Raw genomic sequence first — 15,499 nt, forward strand, 5'->3', positions numbered from 1 at the left:
GTCCGTGGGCTGACGGGCAGGTCTGTGGGGTGATCAGGTGAGTCCGTGGGCTGACGGGCAAGTCCGTGCGGTGATCAGACAAGTCTGTTCGGCGACACGCAAGTCCGTGCCGTGACCACGCCATCGCCCGCAGCTAGGGGAGATCCGGCGCGTAGTGCTCCGGCTTTCCGCGTTCGGACAGCGGTGGGAGGTTCCGGCGTGGTGTCTCGACCGGCTCGGCGTTCGGCGCGAGTTCGCCGCGGGCGCGGCGCCAACCCCCCCGGGCCCGCGGATGGTAGCGGCGGTCGTGCGGGACGAGCTTGAAGACGGTGCTGATCAGCCGGCAGGTCCTGCGGTGCCGCCGGGCGTCGCGCTCCGCCCAGGTGAAGCCGAGCAGGTCGCGGACCTCCCGGTCGTACAGCCCGATGGTGAACCAGAGAAAGGTCCGCCCGATCAGCGCGCCGACCGGACGCCAGAGGGCATTCGGCAGCCACGGCAGGAACGGCGGCCTCGCGATCCCGGCGATGTCGAGCACCTCCCGGGTGGCCCTGTTGTCCTCCAGCACCTCCACGCACATGTATTTCCAGTAGCGCTGGAAGTCCTCCCAGCTCTCCGGCACCGGCCGCATGCTCATGCCGTACATCCGGTACCACTGCACATGCTCGTCGAACAGCCGGCGCTTCTCCGTCTCTCCGATGCCGCCCGTGAAGTGCTCCGCGATCAGGATCGTGCTGACGAAGAACGTGGAGTGCGCCCAGTAGTAGGTGTCGGGATCCAGCGCGTGGTAGCGACGGCCCTGGGCGTCGACGCCCTTGATCCGGTCGTGGTAGCCGCGTACTTCGAGCGCGGTCCGGCGGGCGCACGGACCGTCGTAGACGACTCCGCTGATGGGATAGAGCGAGCGCAACAGCCGCTGCCAGCGTTCCTCGAAGAACCGCGAATGCTGCTCGACGCCCGCGCCCAGACCGGGATGCATGTTCTGCATCGACCCGGCCCACAGCGCGGTGAGAAGGCCGCGCCAGTCGCCGAGATACTTCCAGGTCAGCGAGTCCGGTCCGAGCGGTTCCGGTTCCTTGGGTGCCAACTCCCGCGCTTCGGGCGGTATTTGACTGATCGCTTTCATTGTCAGACCATGCCCGTCCGCGCCGGATTCCGGAAGGTTGTGCAGTGACACCAGTTCGGGACGAGCTGCTACGACCCCTGGTGACGTCGTTGTCCGGTCATCCGGCCGACCGGCCCGCTTTCACCGACAGTCGCCGCACCCTGACGTACGGGGAACTGCTTTCCGGCAGCGGGCTGCTCGCCGCGGGACTGGGTGTGGCCGCCGCACGAGGCCGCCGACGATCGGGGCGGGGCTGTCGCCGCCGGGTCGAACAGGACCGGCACCAGCACGCCTCCGTCGAACGCGCTCACCGGTACGCCGACGGCGGCCGACCGCAACCTGCCTGCGGCCCGGGCAGAGCTGGCCCGCACGGATGTCCAAACCGGAGCTGTACGAACTCCTGCGCGCCGAACTCGCCGCCGCACTCGGCGAACCGGACCCGGCCGCCTTCCCCGACGACAGGCCGTTCACCGACCTCGGCTTCGACTCATTGGCGGTCATCCAGGTCCGCACGCGCCTCAATCTGCTCACCGGGCTCGGCCTCCCCGCGCGCGTCCTGTTCGAGAGCCCGACAGCATCGCATCGCGCTGGACGAGCCGGGCCGGGATCTCGCACAAGCACCGCCGGGGGCCCCGGGACCGGGACCGGGTGGACTCGGGACGGGGTGCTTCGGGACCGGGTGGCGTGTGGCCGATGGGCGTTGTGGGTCCAGGGGCGGCCCCCATAAGGTCACCGGCATGTCTCTACGTCTTCGTATGCGTCAAGCATTGCCGGAAGCGATGCGCGCCCGTGACAAGGCCGCGGTCAGCGCCCTGCGCGCAACACTTGCCGCGCTGGACAACGCCGAGGCCGTGCCCGTGGGCGAAGCCGAGCTCCGTGGCTTGGCCCTTGAACAGTCGCCGGTCGGAGTCGGCACCACCGAAGCGGCGCGGCGTGAGCTGAGCGAGAGCGATGTGGTGGCCGTCGTACGCGCCGAGGCCGCCGAACGACTGGAGGTCTCAGCACAACTCACCGCCCCCGCACACGCCGACCACGCCGCACGCCTCCGCGCGGAGGCCGCCGTACTGCATCGCTTCCTCGACACTCCCGGCCAGGCATAGGAAACGGCGTCGTGTCGCCCCCGAAGCGAGGCAGGAGCGCGGACTTCGCGCATGCCAGGATTCCCGGACGACTGCTTCTCCGCACCCTGCCGAGACCGTGTCCACGGTGGCGACCGACGCCGAAATGCTCGCCCTCTGGGACCCTCGACCCTTCACGGGCATCGTCGATTACGACACCTGGGACCGCCCATTTGGTGAGGACGAGGACGAGGACGAGGACGAGGACTAGGACTAGGACTAGGACGAGGACGAGGACGTTCAACGACATAGCCGTACCGGTGCGTTCGTCCCCGTAGTCGCGTCTCAGTGGTGCCTTGAGGTGCCTTGAGGTGCCTTGAGGTGCCTTGAGGTGCCTTGAGGTGCCGGGCGACGGGTGGGACGGCCCGTGGGGCCCGTCCCGGTCGGCGTGGACCATTCCGGCGCCGACCCGGAGGAAAATCAAGGTCTCGTCGGCGGCCCCTGCGACACAATCACGGGATGATCGGCAACCGGATCACCCATCGCACCGCAGACGGCGTCCGCATACCCGGAACCTGGCGGCACGCCTTCATCCACAACGGCGGCTGCTACTTCCTCACCGACCTCTTCATCTATGCCGACGGCCTCATCGACTGCTGGGGCCTGGTCACCGTCGAGGAGTTCGAGGAGAAGCTCCGGACCGGCTGGGTGGCCACCAGCCTCCCGGAAGGCGCTGCCGCATCCGCGCACGATCTGGCGGCCTGGAAGTTCAGCGAGCCCCGGAACTGGCTCACCCCTGACCTGCTGGTTGCCGAAGTCCGCGACACCATCGACCAGCTGAACGGGCGGCCTGACTCAACCGGCCGTTGCCTGGCCACCGTCGATGCCTTCCTCGTCGATCGGACAGAGGAGAACCGGACCGCGGTAGGCACCGCGTTCCTGGCCATCCCGGTCTCGCGGCGCCGCTACGCGCTGGGCGACATGGACAGAAAGGACGGGCCACTGCGGGTGCTGGTGGCAGGGCCCGGAGGCCAGACCTACCTGCCGACTGACCCGCCGGTCACACAGGAGGCCTACGACAGCGCCCTCGCATACTTCGAGGAGCGAGCCCACTGGAGGGCCGAGCAGCTCACGCGTGTCCCAGCGGACGGACCGGCGACTCCGCACGCTCCGGCGGTCCAACTCTACCACTCGTATCCGAACAAGCCGGTGGCCGACCCCGGCCGGCTCGGTCTGCGCAACGACTACCCCGCCCCGATCACCGTAGGAGAGGTCAGCTACCCCTCCGTCGCTCACGCCTACTGGGCCCTGTCGGTCGCTCAGTCAGAGGTCCGCGCCGCGGTCGCGACGGCGGACACCTCTGCCGCAGCACGCAAGCTCGCGGTCGGGGCATCGCGCCGCGAAGGCTGGGAGGACGTCCGCGCCGCCGTCATGACCAGTCTGTTGCGCGCCAAGTACGACCAGCATCCCGAGCTGGCCGAGATCCTCCTGGCGACAGACGACGCCACCGTGGTCTACGACGACATGCACTCGGCGTTCTGGGGTGACAACGCCGGCCGGGGCCGCAACTGGACGGGCCGTCTCCTCGAACTTGTCCGCTCCGAACTGTATGCGCGGCGAGCCGGGATCTCCGGGTTGTGACCGGACCAGTCGCGTGACCCCACAGGGCCGGTCAAACTTCGTTGAGACTGATCGAACTTCGGTGGGACGGGACCCCCGTCAACATTCGCAGTGACGGAGCCTTCGGAGCCCGGGCCCGCACAGGTGTCGTCGGTCGGCCCGCCGAACTGTCAGCCCGCCGAACTGACGGAGCGGGAAGGCAGGTACTGCCTGGTTGCCTCGGACGCCCACCTGCTCCACTCGTCAGGGCAGGTGCAGGTGCAGGTGTGGCTCAGCGGCATCGAGGCGGTGGGCGCCGAAGCATGGCCTGAAACAGCGGAGTTCGCCCTGCCCGCGGTCCGACACCGGGTCGTGATCCACCTGATTGCATGGAAAGACAACCCGGGCAGCCTCAACGATGACGGCACCCCGTCCAAGTCCGCTCGCCCCGACCTTGTCGCCCTCATCAACCCCGCACTGTCGCCACCGGGCGTTTTCCGCTCACCAGTGGAGACGTTCGACCGACCGAAGGACGGATGACCAGAGGCGGACGTCGGGCATCCCCGGACGCCGAACTGCCCGGCGTGGCTTGTGGTGCGCGGTCCTGGCTCAGCGGAGACCGGACGGGGCGTCAGGCACCGCAACAGGGCGGAGCACCGTCAGAGACTCTTCCTTGCGAGCCACCATCGCAAAGGGGAACCTGTCGATTTCCAGGCAGAGATCGACATCGTCCGGGTGGTATCCGCTCCGCAGCCCACCGGCGAGGTCCGCCGCGGCACGAGAGGTCCTCGCGCGGTGGAGATACGGGGCCGCGTCGACATCGCCTCCGACCAGACATTCACCAATGTATTCGGCGCAGGCCAGATCCTCATCGGCCTGGCCTCCCTCGCCGGTGACAACGAACGTCACGGGACCGGAATCCTTGGCCTGCAAAAACCGCGCGGTCGGGCCGGCCACCACGAAGCTCGCGCACAGGACCAGCGGCGCGTCCGCGACGGCCAGTGCGCCCACGGTTCCGGCCGTCGTCTTCTGCACCAGCGTGCGACCGGCGAAATCGCGTGACCTGAGCAAGCCAGGTGAGTTCACCGCGTCGAAGCCCGCTGCCGGCGCTCCGTCCTTCAGCGCCAGCCAACCCGAGTGGCTTTCCTTCAAAGCAAGTGCCTCACTCTCCGTCGAGGCCAGCGCGATCCTCTCGACACCACGCGAGAAGGCCCAGGCGGCCACAGTGAAGGCGCGCATGACGTCGATGACGACCGCCACACGGGGAACGCCGGTCAACTCCGTGATGCCAACGAACTGATGATCCATCGCACCATTCTGAAGCAACGACGGTTTCCGCCCCATCATGCGCAATGGCGCCGGGCTCTGCGCCGTCAGCGGTTGTCGCAGAGCCGAGTGCGACCGACGCCGGGGCTCAGCGCACCGGGAAGCCGAAGGAGTAACCCTGTTCCTTGAGTTGGGGCAGGATCCGGCGCAGGGCCTCGACGGTCTGGGAGCGGTCGCCTCCCGCGTCGTGGAAGAGGAGCGTCGGCCCGCTCGGCAGCTCCCGCTCGACCGTGGCGATGATGGCGTCCGTACCCGGCCGCTCGAAGTCCTTGGTGTCCACGTTCCAGCCCAGCGGGCGCATGCCGCGGGAGGCGGCGAGCGTGCGGCTGTACGGGGTGAAGGCGCCGCCGGGCGCCCGGTAGTACATCGGTCGTACGCCCCCGGACGCCTCGGTGATCATGCGTTCGGCGTCGAGTATCTGCTGCGACTGGTAGGCCTCGGACTTCTTGTCCATGGTGGTGTCGTGCGACACCGAGTGGTCGCACAGTCGGTGCCCCTCTGCGACCACCTGCTTCACGAGATCCGGGTAGGCCTGCGCCTGCGTCCCCACCATGCAGAACGTGGCCTTCACCCCGTACTCCCGCAACACGTCCAGCACTTGAGGGGTCCATACGGGGTCGGGGCCGTCGTCGATGGTGATGTTGACGCCGCGCGCCCCCTTGTCCGAGGCGTGCGCGATGGTCACCGCGACCGCCTTGACGTCATCGCCCGGCGTGGCCGACGCGGTCGCCTTCGGCGACGAGCCGTCCACGGCACCGGCCTGCGCGGTCCACACAGAGGCACCGCAGGCGAGCAACGTCACCCCGAGCGCCGCGCCGAGCACCTTGCCATACCAGCCCCGCCCGCCACCGTGCCGCGCCATGTCCGCCCCGCTTTCCCGCAGTTCCTCGCCGATTTCCCTGGTCACCTCGCAACCACCTGACAGGACGAGGAACGACGGCCACAGGATGCGTCCGTTACCGATCAAGGACAATCCCGGGGTAGTTCCCGGACACCCGAGCGAGCAGCGGGCGGAACCGGGCCACTTGGCCCGAATCCCTCAGCTGAGGGGACAAACACTGTCTGGCATACGAGATCGCCGAGGGCACTCTCACGGCTGCGACCGTCGAATTGGCCTGCAGTCTGATATCTCTCCGCCGCCTGCGAACCTCACTCTGAAAGGATCAGTAAGTGGCTACTCTTCTGCGGCCGTGCCTATCCGCAGCCTCACCGGTGCCCTCAGGGGGTTCCGCCCGCAGACACAAGCCAACAAGCCAACCAGCCAACAATCCAACCAGACGCGGGGCGCGGGCCGAGACTGCTGATCACAGAGCGCGTCTATCGGGCGTCCATGACAAGCGAGTACCACTCGCTTCGCATACCTACCGGGTACCGGCAATCCGCGGGGAAATCGGGGTTGACCAGGTGGACCGGTGGAACCGGCAGTTGAAACCGGCAGGTGGAACCGTCCGGCGATGAGAGACCGACCGCATCAGGCGGATTCGGTCCCCAGAGCGCCGGCGCCACAGCCGTCGGCCGGCTGTCGGGTCCAGCACGCCCAGCAGTCGTTACGGCACTGCCGGGTTCGATCCGGCTCGCGTAGTGCCCGTTCAGGAAGCGAGCCCCTACGGGTGTGCGATGTCAGTGATCACCTGGTCGTACCGCCGAACGTTCCCGGTGAATGTCATGGTCGGGTACCTCTGTCGCAGGCGGGCCAGGGCCGCGTCGACGAAGGCCCACATGTCGCCGCTATCGGAGTGGGCGTCGAAGATGGCGTGGGTCAGCCATTCGTCGCTGCTGGCCACATAGGCTTCGTACTTCTGCTCTTCGGTAGTGACGGCCATGGGCGTATCGGTCTCCTGGTTCGTGGCCTGCCGGGTGTCTTCGCTCTCGTCGTCCACGGTGGCGGCTGCCCGCGCTGTCCCTGCCGCGGTGAGAAGCGCTGCCGCTGTGGCCGTGCCGGTGGCGGCGCCCAGCATGGTCCGCCGGGAAATCTCTGACACAGTTCTCCCCCTGCTTTGGTCCCTCCCGGTGAGAGGCCGCAGCCGAGCATACATTCAAGCCCCTTTAAAAAAAGGGTAGTTGGAAGCCATATGCGCCCTCATCCTCGCGGGATGCCCGGTCTCCGGGAGAGCACAGCAACAAGCCCCACACGAGGAATACCGCGCACTTGGAATACGCGCCGGTTACCAGCAATTCGGGATGACCTCACCCCTGCCGGGTCTGGGTGAGCCGGAACGAATCGCTGCCGGACTCGATCATGTTTCCGCCGAGGTGAGCCGGCTGACGATGGCCGCGCAGGGCCGGGGGCCGGTGAATGTGTCGTCCCATCCGCCCATCCGCGGTCTCCTCGCTTCGTGGTTGTCCCTACGCTCGTGGCTGCCTGCTGGCGAGCCGGTAGATCACGTAGGTGAGGGCCAGGATGAAGTCCACGGCCAACCAGAACGCGACGATCAGGCCGACCCCGATCGTGGTGCCGAGGTCGTCGGCGTCCTTGCATAGTTCGAGGCTGTCGCCCGTCAGGCCGGAGCATGATTCCGGCGTCCCGCTGCCACTGGAAGCGCCTGCTATGACCCAGATCAGGAACAGGATCTGGACCGCCAGGAAGATCCAGAAGAAGACGCGACGGCGCTTCCTGTGCGGAGGTGCGGGCAGCCCCTGGTCAGGCGGTTGGCCCGGTGGGGAAGTCTGTTGAGGTCCGGGCCATTGGCTCGGTTGGGACGGCGACGGACTGGGTGGCCGTGCGCCCCAGGACTGCGCCGGCTGCGTTTGTGGGTGCCGAGAATGCCGAAGTCTGCTCATGGCCCCGTCCTTCCATGAGGCGTTGTCTTCCATCGTGCGCTTGTGAACGCGTCGGCGCCTGCCGACGCTTGCGGGACGGCTCACCTGCGCCGAGTCCCCGGTCGACCTGGCATCCCTGACTTCGGACTTGCCGAGTCGACCGGGCAGATCGTCCGACGCGGGTCCATGAAGGAGAACATCTGTCATGGGCCCAGCGGCGGGGACTGCCAGGCATGCGAGATCGCCGAGGGCACTCTCACGGCTGCGACTGCCCGCGCCTTCGCTCGCCGACAGGCTGGTCGCATGAAACCTGGAGGCCGCCAACAACCAACTGAGGACAACCAAGTGAGACGTACAACGTCGAAGGGCCCCGCTGCGAACAGCGGGGCCCTTCGAGTCGTGCCCGGTGAGGCACTGGCGGAGGATACGAGATTCGAACTCGTGAGGGGTTGCCCCCAACACGCTTTCCAACTGTTCGTCCGGTGGTTCGACGGTGGTCGTGGATGTCCTGAACAGCCGTGGAGCGGATTGTTCAGCGGCGTCCGGACACAGCTGAACGTAGGTGAATGAGACCAGAACTGAAACCACGAGGTGACGGTTTGGCGGCTCGCGTCGTCCGGCGGTACTGCATCCCGGCTGAATTCCTACTTGTTTGATAATGTCGGTCCTATGAGCGAGATTCCTTACAGCGTCGGCGAAGGGCCGGCCACCAGAGTCAGCCTCTCCCTCCCCGAGGGGACGGCGGAGGCGATCCGCCGACGGGTCGGCAAGCGTGAGTTCTCCGCGTTCATCACCGAAGCAGTGGAGCGTGAGCTGCGCGGTCAGATCCTGGATGAGTACCTGGCCGACTACGAACGCCGTCAGGGGCCGATCTCCGAGCACGAGCAGGAGCGGGCACGCCGGGTCTTCGACGAGGTGTTCGCCGAGGAGGGGCAGTGGCCCGCCGCAAGCTGAGCCACGAAGGCACCCTCGTTCTCGACTGCGGGGGCCTGTCGAAGTTCGTCAGTGATCACGAGCCTGTCGTCGCCCTCATCGCCGAAGCCCGCAAGCGGGGCATGGAGGTGGTCATCAGCGCACTCACCATCATCGAAGCGGTGCATCGCCGCACCGACAAGGCGCGGCTCGCCTGGGTGCTGTCTGGTGTGCGGATCGTGAGCATCGGCGACGAGGAAGCCAAGGCCGCCTCAGCCATGCTGATCAACGCTGGGCTGCATGGTCACAAACACGCTATCGACGCTGCCGTGGCCGAGACGGCGCTGCGTCAGCGTCGGCCGGTCGTCATGCTCACCTCGGACATCGACGACATGACGAAACTCTGCGGTGACAGAGTGCGCCTCGTCGCCGTGTAGTCGACGCCCGAGACCCGAACGCCGGGGACGGAAGGTCGGCCGGTACGTCCTTGTCCGAGCGCGGCGGGGCCGGTGGACCAGTCGGTAGCACCCAGGGTTGTGAACGGCTGCGTGGCCGGACTGCTCGTCTTTCATAGTGCCGTGAGGTGCAGTAGCCGCATGCTGGCCTCGTCCGGCGTGAAACGGGCAGGGGCGAATCCCGTGGCGGACCGAAGTCCGAGCCACACCAGCATGGCGTGATGTTCCTCATGGGCCGGGTCGCCGAGGGTCACTTTGAGATCGCTGTAGCCGGGGGCGCCGCCGCAGCCTCGGGCAGGCATGCCCCGGCACCGTCCACGCAGTGCGGAAAGTGAAGCTCGGCTGGTGCGAGGAGGCCGGTCAGTGTGGCGGTGTGCTCGTCGCGGAATCCGAGTTCACCGCCGGAACGGTCTTACTGGACGCCGCCGATGGTGGAAACGTGCATGTGGCAGTCCTTCCAGATCCTTCCAGACCATCGCGTCCTGGATGACGGAGTGAAGGCGGTCCAGGCGGATCGAGGCGGACACCAGCTAGCTGCCGTCAAACCCGGGAGTCGTCCACGTCGGCGAGGTCGACGAGGATCCGTAACACCGCGTCGCCGGGCTCGGGCTCGCCGCGCATCCTGGCCGTCCCGGTGCGTCCGCCGTCAACTAGGCGCTGTCCTCGGTGAGATGGACACCGCCCAGAGAGGCGAGGACCTTCAGGACCCGTTGGATGTCGTGGTCGTTGGCGGCGCGCAGATGCCCCAGCCACGCAAAGAGGCGCTCGACGGATCCACCGCTTGGGCAGCACCACGAACCGTCTTCGGTCGTCGCCGCGTTTGACGATCTGCAGGACCAGTGCGAGCGCGGCCAGACAGACTCGACGAGGCTGCCGGTGTAGCCACCGTCGGCCCGGACCAGGGTCAGCAGGTGGTGGGCATCAGCGACGCTCACTGGCCATATCGCCTCAGCTCAGATTTCGACGAGGACCTGGTCCAGTGTCTTGCGTACGAGGTCGGGCACCTCACAGTCCTCTGCGGGATAGCCCACGGGAATGACAGCAAACGCCTTCTCGTTGCGTGGCCTTTCCAGCACCTCGGAGAGGAACCGCATGGGACTGGGAGTGTGAGTGAGTGCCGCAAGACCCGACAAGTGCAGGGCGGTGAGCAGCATTCCCACCGCGATTCCTACGGACTCGTCGCCGTAGTAGTGCTTGTGGGTCGTGCCGTCCTCATCGAGGAGGTAACGCTGCTGGAAGACCACGATCAGGTAGGGAGCATCTGTGAGGTGAGGCTTTTCGGCGTCGGTCCCGAGTGGCCGGAGGGCAGCGAGCCACTCGTCGCCCAACCTGCCGGCGTAGGAGACGCGCTCCTCGTTTTCGGCGGCTTCACGTATGCGTCGCCTTACTTCGGGATTCTTCACCAGCACGAAAGTCCACGGCTGCTGATGGGCGCCTGAGGGAGCGGTGGCGGCCACTGCGATGGCGTCTCGGACGACCTGCTCAGGCACCTGGTCGGTGGAGAACTGGCGGACTGTTCGCCGCTCGTTCATCCGCCGCCTGAGGTGGTCCGCCATGGCGACGGACTCCTCCCTGTCCATGCGCGCGGGCCGGTACGGGACGCCCCGGTACTCCTGCCCGTGTATCGGGAACCACTTCCGTGTCTCCATGATCATCATCCTCACATGATCGATAGCTCAGGGTATGCCTGGGTGGGTTTGCGTTCGTATTCGCGGGCGGGCCGATCTGCGTTGCATGGCGATCCACGAGGTGGCCCGGCCCCTGTCCACGAACGCCGGTCCTGCCGTATAACAGGCCGCCCGGAACGTGGTCATGTGACCGGGGCCCGCGGTCTCCGCGGCGCAGTCGGTGGCCCGGTCGAGGAGGGTATTCAATCGCCGGGCTGCGTGGGCGGCGACATCAGGAAGGCTCGTACGAGTTCCGCCGGTGTCGCCGGGTCGACGGGTTGCAGGCCCCGGGATGGTGCGGTAACTGGTCGATGACACGGTCGACGACGCCCATCTCGGCCATCGCGGCGCGGTCCGGTTCCAGACGGGGAAGTGGTCCATGGAGCATCCAGAGGGGGGTGTCGAACGCAGAGGTCGCCTTCCGGCCCGTGACCGGAACGCGATGCCCAGTATGAGCCCGGCGGCGAGGTACACGATGGCGTAATCAATGACCGCAGTGGATTTCTGTGGAGGATTATGCGACCAGATCGCTATTACGCTGTATTACATGCCGCACCCTCTGTATGACCGCATCGACCGTGCCATCCTGGAGCATCTCCAGCGCTACGGGCGCATCCCCAACGTCGACCTTGCTGAGGCCGTGCGGCTGTCGCCCTCATCCTGTCTGCGGCGCACCAAAGCGCTGGAGGAAGACGGCGTTATCGCGGGCTACCGTGCCGAGTTGGACCGCGAGCGCCTCGGGCTGGGTCTGACGGTCTTCGTTTCCCTCAAGATTGATCACTCCCGTACGAACACCCAGGCGGTCGAGGACGCGCTGGCCGCGATCCCCTATGTGGTCGCCGGTCACATGGTGTCCGGCGACGCCGACTTCTTCGTGGAGCTGGCCGTACCCGACCTGCATACCTACGAGCGGGTGCTGATCGACGAAATCCTGGCTATCGGTCCGGTCCGTGACGCCCGTAGTACCTTCTCCATCCGCACCGTGGTCGACCGCGGCTTGCTGCCCTTGGGCGCCTGGTCCGGGCCGCGTTCCTGACCAGGCCGCCGCCCGGGCACGCGCGTCGTCGGCTCAGCGCTGGCACGGGTCCAGGCCAACGGCATCACCAAGTCCGGGTTCGGCCCCTGGGCCCGGGGCTACCGCCCGGCTCAGGGCCCAGGGCGCATCTGCGTCCAGCTGTGCATCCCGGTCCGGGACGCGCTTGGCACCGGGAATCGGGGCGCTGCGGCGCAGCTGCCGCCGGTCGACCTCACTCAGCTGCTCAAAAACCAGAGGTGAATGCAACCAGAACTGCAACCCCGGGGGTTCAGTTCCTGCTCATGCCCTGCGCCAGGCGCTGAGCAGTTCCTCAGGGCCGTATGCCGCCTGAAGGCCGGAACAACTGACCCCGTTGCGGGAGACCGCCATGAGCGGTACCGGCTCGTCGGTGATCGCCGCCCGGTGCTTCTGCAGCGCGGCCAGGTCGTGGCTGTCGAACACGGAGTTCTCCAGCCACTTGACCGAGCCGAGGAAGAACAACTCCTTGGCCACAGGCTGCCGGTCGGCGCCCACCAGGTCGATTTCGACGTCGTTGCTGCGGGTCCAGTACCCACCGATCGCCGGGGCGGCGGGCAGGAGTCCGTCCGGCAGGAGACGGGCGAGGGACTCGCGGACCAGGGGCTCGATCGCGCGGCCCCGCCAGCTCGTCCACTGTTCCTTGATCCGGCTGAGGGTGAGATCTCCTCGTAGCCGCTCGATCTCCGCCATGTGCGGATCCAGAAACGCGAGCCAGAATCGCAGGTAGGGGTCTGCCACTCGGTAGCGGCGTTCCTTCGACGGCCGCAGGGAGAGGGGCAGTTCGGCTGCCACCACCCGTTTCTTGGTCAGGACATCCGTGGCTCGGGTGAGCGTGGTGTGGGCGATGCCACCGGCGGCGCGGGCGATATTGGTGAATGTTCGCTCCCCGCTTCCGATCGCCCGCAGCACTTCCCTGCTCATCACCTGCGGCGGGAACTCCGCGGCCAGTGAGCGCTCGGCGGAGACCAGCAGCGCCGAGATCGGGTTGTCCAGTGAGTCGCGGAGGAACTCCCAGACCTCCGCTCCGGCCCGCCACTCCGCGCAGATCAGCGGAAGACCGCCCGTGATCAGGGCGGCGTCGAAGGCGACCGCCGGCGGCAGGTCGAGCATCTCGCCGATGTCGGCCGGGTTCAGCGGCCCCACGACCATTTCCCGGCCCCGCTGATGGAAGGGCCGGTCGTAGCTGTTCAGCGCCTCCATCATCGACAGGTCGGATCCGACCAGGAGGAGCAGCACGGGCTTGCGGCTGAGCAGCCGGTCCCAGGCCCGTTGCAACATGCCCTCGAATGCATCGATGCGGTCCATGAGATACGGAACTTCATCGATGACGACCACGCTCGGGCTGTCGTCGGGCAGGACCTCCGCAAGCAGCCTGAATGCCGCATTCCACTGCTCCGGGGCCTCCTCCGAGAACAGTCCCCGCTCCGGGAGGGTGGATCTGGCGACGGCGTCGAGCAGCTCCGTCAGCTCGTTGTCCGCCGTGCCGCCCGCCGCGGTGAAGAAGAGGTACGGCGTCTCGGTGCGCCGGAGGAATTCCTCGACGAGGCTGGACTTGCCGACCCGCCGCCGTCCGCGCATGAGGATGCACTGGCCTGGCTTCGCCGACCCGACGGCATCATGAACCGCCTGCAAGGCGTTGCCGAGCACATTCAGCTCGCGGTCCCGCCCGATAAAGCGACGCATGGCAGCCTCCCGCTAGGGATAGTCTCGATGTAGATACTATCCCTAGCGATACCATCTATCTTCTCATTCGGGCATGACGCTGGATTTGGAACGGGAGCGGCGGCCGCCGAGGTCGATCCGAGACAACCCTCGTGCCCTGCCAGGCCGGGAGTTTGTGCCGGACAAGCTTCGTAGCGGGGCCGGGTTCAAGGATGGTCTATCCTCCGTGATCCGCGGGTGCCGCATGAGGGCAGGTTCCTCCCTTGGCGGGCGTCGGCGGCTTGTGAGCCGCCTCAATTGCGGCGCGAGAAGGCCGACAGTTCGGTGGGGCTCTTCGACATCGTGCCCCGGTGAGGCACTGGCGGAGGATAGGGGATTCGAACCCCTGAGGAGTCGCCCCCAACACGCTTTCCACATGCGCCTCGTCGCCGTGTAGTCGACGCCCGAGACCCGAACGCCGGGGACGGAAGGTCGGCCGGTACGTCCTTGTCCGAGCGAGGCGGGGCCGGTGGGCCAGTCGGTAGCACCCAGGGTTGTGAACGGCTGCGTGGCCGGACTGCTCGTCTTTCACAGTGCCTTGAGGTGCAGCAGCCGCGTCTTGGCCTCGGCCGGCGTTTCGCACTTCGTCTTTGAGTGCATTTCTGTCCCCAAGCAGAATCTGAGGGAATGGCCGCTTCAACCTGACCCGTCGACGGCGAGTGGGCAGCTTCTGTAAGTCCGTAACCGAACAGCGCAAACACAATGACCAGGAGGAGGCGGAAGCCGAGATCGCGCGGTCCGCTGCCGGTCGGTCGGGTTTCCTGCGCGGCGAGGGCGGGCTCCGCCACGAAGGCCGCGTCCTCGCCCTCCGCATGATCAACCGGTCCCTGGGGGCCGGGATCCCCAGCCCTCCGGGTGCCCGCAGAAGAGGTCTACGGGAGGCGCCCGCAACTGCGGGCGGCTCAGGCATTTCGCGCTGGGCATGCTCAACTCCGCGGAGTACGAACCGTGCACAGCGCCTGTAGCGTGAAATCACGCCGGGTTGGTCCCCAGCGGAACCCATGGCTCGGAGGCGGACGGCCGTGGGGCGCAGGGTCGGACGGACCCGTCCGCGACGTCGCATAGATCGCTGTGATCGAGGTCGGCGTCTTGAGCGACGCCGGGCAATCGGCTGCCCGGCTGCAGGGGTTGCGGGCCTGGGTCGAGTCGCCGCTCGAGGGTGACGAGGTGGCCCTGGAGGCCACCGGTAACGGCTGAAGGAGTGTCAGAAGCCCACGCTGTCAACGCGGTCGCCCCCGGCTTCATCGACACCCCGTGGCTCGACGGGGTCGAGGGCGCGGAGGAGTCGAAGGCCCAGGTGGCCGACACCGTCCCGATGCGCCGCGTGGGCCGGCCGCAGGACGTGGCCGAGGCGGTCCACGACCTGGCGCGGGCGGCCTACATCACGGGCGAGGTCCTGCTGGTGGACGGCGGAGGCCACCAGCTCTGAGGCGCCGACGCGCTGACCCGCTCCGTCAGGGGCGGGTCACTGGAAGGTGGTGTGGGTGGGGCGCATCACCAGCACCACGCGGCGCTCGGCGTCGCCGACCGGGGCCTCGTACTCCAGGCCGTACCGCTGGGCGAGGACGTCGAAGAACGCGCCATCGGTGTCCGGTTCGATGCGCTCGATCACGCCGCGCACCTCCAGATAGCGGTAGGGCTGGTCAGGGTCGTTCACGGAGATGGAGACCTGCGGGTCGGCTGCGACGTTCTTGTGCTTGCGGCGGTCGGTGCTCGTGGTGAAGCGCAGGAACTCGTCGTCCCAGATCGTCCAGACCGGGTTGACGTGCGGGATTCCGCGCGGGCCCTTGGTGGCCAGGTGGACGAAGAGCGGGCGTGTGAGCAGGTCGAGGTGGCTCTCGGGAATCGTCATGATGTTGAACATTATCAATGTTTTGATGGAGCTC

At 67.3% G+C, this 15,499-nt stretch carries 20 protein-coding genes and 1 pseudogene; 10 read left to right on the top strand and 11 right to left on the bottom strand.

Annotation, left to right across the window (positions count from 1 at the left end; all coding sequences use genetic code 11):
* Window positions 1-133: 133 nt before the first annotated feature.
* Complete coding sequence (locus ACFWP7_RS08890; protein ID WP_384378291.1) at window positions 134-1,102, bottom strand: oxygenase MpaB family protein; 969 nt, start codon at window positions 1,100-1,102, stop codon at window positions 134-136.
* A 352-nt stretch (window positions 1,103-1,454) separates the two neighbouring features.
* On the opposite strand from ACFWP7_RS08890, the gene ACFWP7_RS08895 reads away from it, so the two are divergent.
* The 5 genes from ACFWP7_RS08895 to ACFWP7_RS08915 all read left to right on the top strand — a co-directional run bounded on the left by ACFWP7_RS08895 (window position 1,455) and on the right by ACFWP7_RS08915 (window position 4,278).
* Window positions 1,455-1,808, top strand: coding sequence for an acyl carrier protein (locus ACFWP7_RS08895; protein ID WP_384378294.1), 354 nt, complete (start codon window positions 1,455-1,457; stop codon window positions 1,806-1,808).
* A 52-nt stretch (window positions 1,809-1,860) separates the two neighbouring features.
* Window positions 1,861-2,181 (top strand): hypothetical protein, encoded by a 321-nt coding sequence (locus ACFWP7_RS08900; RefSeq protein WP_384378659.1) that lies wholly within the window; start codon window positions 1,861-1,863, stop codon window positions 2,179-2,181.
* Between the two features lie 106 nt (window positions 2,182-2,287).
* On the top strand, window positions 2,288-2,410 hold the full coding sequence (locus ACFWP7_RS08905) for a hypothetical protein (protein WP_384378297.1): 123 nt from the start codon (window positions 2,288-2,290) through the stop codon (window positions 2,408-2,410).
* 248 nt (window positions 2,411-2,658) lie between these two features.
* On the top strand, window positions 2,659-3,780 hold the full coding sequence (locus ACFWP7_RS08910) for an NADAR family protein (protein ID WP_384378300.1): 1,122 nt from the start codon (window positions 2,659-2,661) through the stop codon (window positions 3,778-3,780).
* A gap of 90 nt (window positions 3,781-3,870) precedes the next feature.
* A complete protein-coding gene (locus tag ACFWP7_RS08915) occupies window positions 3,871-4,278 on the top strand; it encodes a hypothetical protein (protein WP_384378303.1) in 408 nt (135 codons plus the stop codon).
* 69 nt (window positions 4,279-4,347) lie between these two features.
* Here ACFWP7_RS08915 and ACFWP7_RS08920 read toward each other — a convergent pair whose 3' ends face one another.
* From ACFWP7_RS08920 to ACFWP7_RS08940, 5 genes and pseudogenes are all read right to left on the bottom strand, one after another.
* Complete coding sequence (locus ACFWP7_RS08920) at window positions 4,348-5,046, bottom strand: 2-phosphosulfolactate phosphatase (RefSeq protein ID WP_384378306.1); 699 nt, start codon at window positions 5,044-5,046, stop codon at window positions 4,348-4,350.
* A 106-nt stretch (window positions 5,047-5,152) separates the two neighbouring features.
* A complete protein-coding gene (locus ACFWP7_RS08925) occupies window positions 5,153-5,926 on the bottom strand; it encodes a polysaccharide deacetylase family protein (protein WP_384378662.1) in 774 nt (257 codons plus the stop codon).
* A 742-nt stretch (window positions 5,927-6,668) separates the two neighbouring features.
* Window positions 6,669-7,046 carry a hypothetical protein gene (locus tag ACFWP7_RS08930; RefSeq protein WP_384378309.1) on the bottom strand — a complete coding sequence of 126 codons (378 nt, stop codon included), beginning with the start codon at window positions 7,044-7,046 and terminating at the stop codon, window positions 6,669-6,671.
* A 205-nt stretch (window positions 7,047-7,251) separates the two neighbouring features.
* Window positions 7,252-7,382, bottom strand: a pseudogene (locus ACFWP7_RS08935) (AAA family ATPase); the annotation flags it as partial.
* A 28-nt stretch (window positions 7,383-7,410) separates the two neighbouring features.
* Window positions 7,411-7,878, bottom strand: a complete 468-nt coding sequence (locus tag ACFWP7_RS08940) for a hypothetical protein (protein ID WP_384378312.1) — start codon at window positions 7,876-7,878, stop codon at window positions 7,411-7,413.
* Between the two features lie 615 nt (window positions 7,879-8,493).
* On the opposite strand from ACFWP7_RS08940, the gene ACFWP7_RS08945 reads away from it, so the two are divergent.
* Window positions 8,494-8,778: a hypothetical protein gene (locus tag ACFWP7_RS08945; protein WP_030973973.1), complete on the top strand. Its 285-nt coding sequence runs from the start codon at window positions 8,494-8,496 to the stop codon at window positions 8,776-8,778.
* Complete coding sequence (locus tag ACFWP7_RS08950) at window positions 8,760-9,173, top strand: DNA-binding protein (protein WP_384378316.1); 414 nt, start codon at window positions 8,760-8,762, stop codon at window positions 9,171-9,173. The genes ACFWP7_RS08945 and ACFWP7_RS08950 overlap by 19 nt, the downstream gene beginning before the upstream one ends.
* Window positions 9,174-9,304: 131 nt before the next feature.
* Here ACFWP7_RS08950 and ACFWP7_RS08955 read toward each other — a convergent pair whose 3' ends face one another.
* The 3 genes from ACFWP7_RS08955 to ACFWP7_RS08965 all read right to left on the bottom strand — a co-directional run bounded on the left by ACFWP7_RS08955 (window position 9,305) and on the right by ACFWP7_RS08965 (window position 10,846).
* Window positions 9,305-9,493 (bottom strand): hypothetical protein, encoded by a 189-nt coding sequence (locus ACFWP7_RS08955; protein ID WP_384378319.1) that lies wholly within the window; start codon window positions 9,491-9,493, stop codon window positions 9,305-9,307.
* A 348-nt stretch (window positions 9,494-9,841) separates the two neighbouring features.
* Entirely contained in the window at window positions 9,842-10,126 is a 285-nt protein-coding gene (locus tag ACFWP7_RS08960; protein WP_384378322.1) for a hypothetical protein, read from the bottom strand.
* 18 nt (window positions 10,127-10,144) lie between these two features.
* Window positions 10,145-10,846, bottom strand: coding sequence for a nitroreductase family protein (locus ACFWP7_RS08965; protein ID WP_384378665.1), 702 nt, complete (start codon window positions 10,844-10,846; stop codon window positions 10,145-10,147).
* Window positions 10,847-11,405: 559 nt separating this feature from the next.
* Here ACFWP7_RS08965 and ACFWP7_RS08970 point away from each other — a divergent pair.
* Entirely contained in the window at window positions 11,406-11,894 is a 489-nt protein-coding gene (locus ACFWP7_RS08970; RefSeq protein ID WP_384378325.1) for an Lrp/AsnC family transcriptional regulator, read from the top strand.
* A 279-nt stretch (window positions 11,895-12,173) separates the two neighbouring features.
* Here ACFWP7_RS08970 and ACFWP7_RS08975 read toward each other — a convergent pair whose 3' ends face one another.
* Window positions 12,174-13,595: an ATP-binding protein gene (locus tag ACFWP7_RS08975; RefSeq protein WP_384378328.1), complete on the bottom strand. Its 1,422-nt coding sequence runs from the start codon at window positions 13,593-13,595 to the stop codon at window positions 12,174-12,176.
* Between the two features lie 1,089 nt (window positions 13,596-14,684).
* Here ACFWP7_RS08975 and ACFWP7_RS08980 point away from each other — a divergent pair.
* Together ACFWP7_RS08980 and ACFWP7_RS08985 are read left to right on the top strand one after the other, a co-directional pair.
* Complete coding sequence (locus ACFWP7_RS08980) at window positions 14,685-14,810, top strand: hypothetical protein (protein WP_384378331.1); 126 nt, start codon at window positions 14,685-14,687, stop codon at window positions 14,808-14,810.
* A 4-nt stretch (window positions 14,811-14,814) separates the two neighbouring features.
* The gene (locus ACFWP7_RS08985) at window positions 14,815-15,042 is read left to right on the top strand and encodes an SDR family oxidoreductase (protein WP_384378334.1); all 228 of its coding nucleotides are present in this window, start codon (window positions 14,815-14,817) and stop codon (window positions 15,040-15,042) included.
* A 36-nt stretch (window positions 15,043-15,078) separates the two neighbouring features.
* Here the strand turns inward: ACFWP7_RS08985 and ACFWP7_RS08990 are convergent, their stop codons facing one another.
* The gene (locus tag ACFWP7_RS08990) at window positions 15,079-15,465 is read right to left on the bottom strand and encodes a PPOX class F420-dependent oxidoreductase (protein ID WP_384378336.1); all 387 of its coding nucleotides are present in this window, start codon (window positions 15,463-15,465) and stop codon (window positions 15,079-15,081) included.
* Between the last annotated feature and the right edge of the window lie 34 nt (window positions 15,466-15,499).

The organism is Streptomyces sp. NPDC058470, assembly GCF_042721055.1.
Lineage (GTDB): Bacteria > Actinomycetota > Actinomycetes > Streptomycetales > Streptomycetaceae > Streptomyces.

Excerpts from the sequence above, each read along its gene's own strand:
- ACFWP7_RS08970 (WP_384378325.1), top strand. The coding sequence starts at position 11,406 with ATGCCGCACCCTCTGTATGACCGCATCGACCGTGCCATCCTGGAGCAT.
- ACFWP7_RS08925 (WP_384378662.1), bottom strand. The coding sequence starts at position 5,926 with ATGGCGCGGCACGGTGGCGGGCGGGGCTGGTATGGCAAGGTGCTCGGC.
- ACFWP7_RS08910 (WP_384378300.1), top strand. The coding sequence starts at position 2,659 with ATGATCGGCAACCGGATCACCCATCGCACCGCAGACGGCGTCCGCATA.
- ACFWP7_RS08955 (WP_384378319.1), bottom strand. The coding sequence starts at position 9,493 with ATGCCTGCCCGAGGCTGCGGCGGCGCCCCCGGCTACAGCGATCTCAAA.
- ACFWP7_RS08900 (WP_384378659.1), top strand. The coding sequence starts at position 1,861 with ATGCGCGCCCGTGACAAGGCCGCGGTCAGCGCCCTGCGCGCAACACTT.
- ACFWP7_RS08895 (WP_384378294.1), top strand. The coding sequence starts at position 1,455 with ATGTCCAAACCGGAGCTGTACGAACTCCTGCGCGCCGAACTCGCCGCC.
- ACFWP7_RS08920 (WP_384378306.1), bottom strand. The coding sequence starts at position 5,046 with ATGGATCATCAGTTCGTTGGCATCACGGAGTTGACCGGCGTTCCCCGT.
- ACFWP7_RS08945 (WP_030973973.1), top strand. The coding sequence starts at position 8,494 with ATGAGCGAGATTCCTTACAGCGTCGGCGAAGGGCCGGCCACCAGAGTC.
- ACFWP7_RS08965 (WP_384378665.1), bottom strand. The coding sequence starts at position 10,846 with ATGATCATGGAGACACGGAAGTGGTTCCCGATACACGGGCAGGAGTAC.
- ACFWP7_RS08990 (WP_384378336.1), bottom strand. The coding sequence starts at position 15,465 with ATGACGATTCCCGAGAGCCACCTCGACCTGCTCACACGCCCGCTCTTC.
- ACFWP7_RS08975 (WP_384378328.1), bottom strand. The coding sequence starts at position 13,595 with ATGCGTCGCTTTATCGGGCGGGACCGCGAGCTGAATGTGCTCGGCAAC.
- ACFWP7_RS08890 (WP_384378291.1), bottom strand. The coding sequence starts at position 1,102 with ATGAAAGCGATCAGTCAAATACCGCCCGAAGCGCGGGAGTTGGCACCC.
- ACFWP7_RS08940 (WP_384378312.1), bottom strand. The coding sequence starts at position 7,878 with ATGGAAGACAACGCCTCATGGAAGGACGGGGCCATGAGCAGACTTCGG.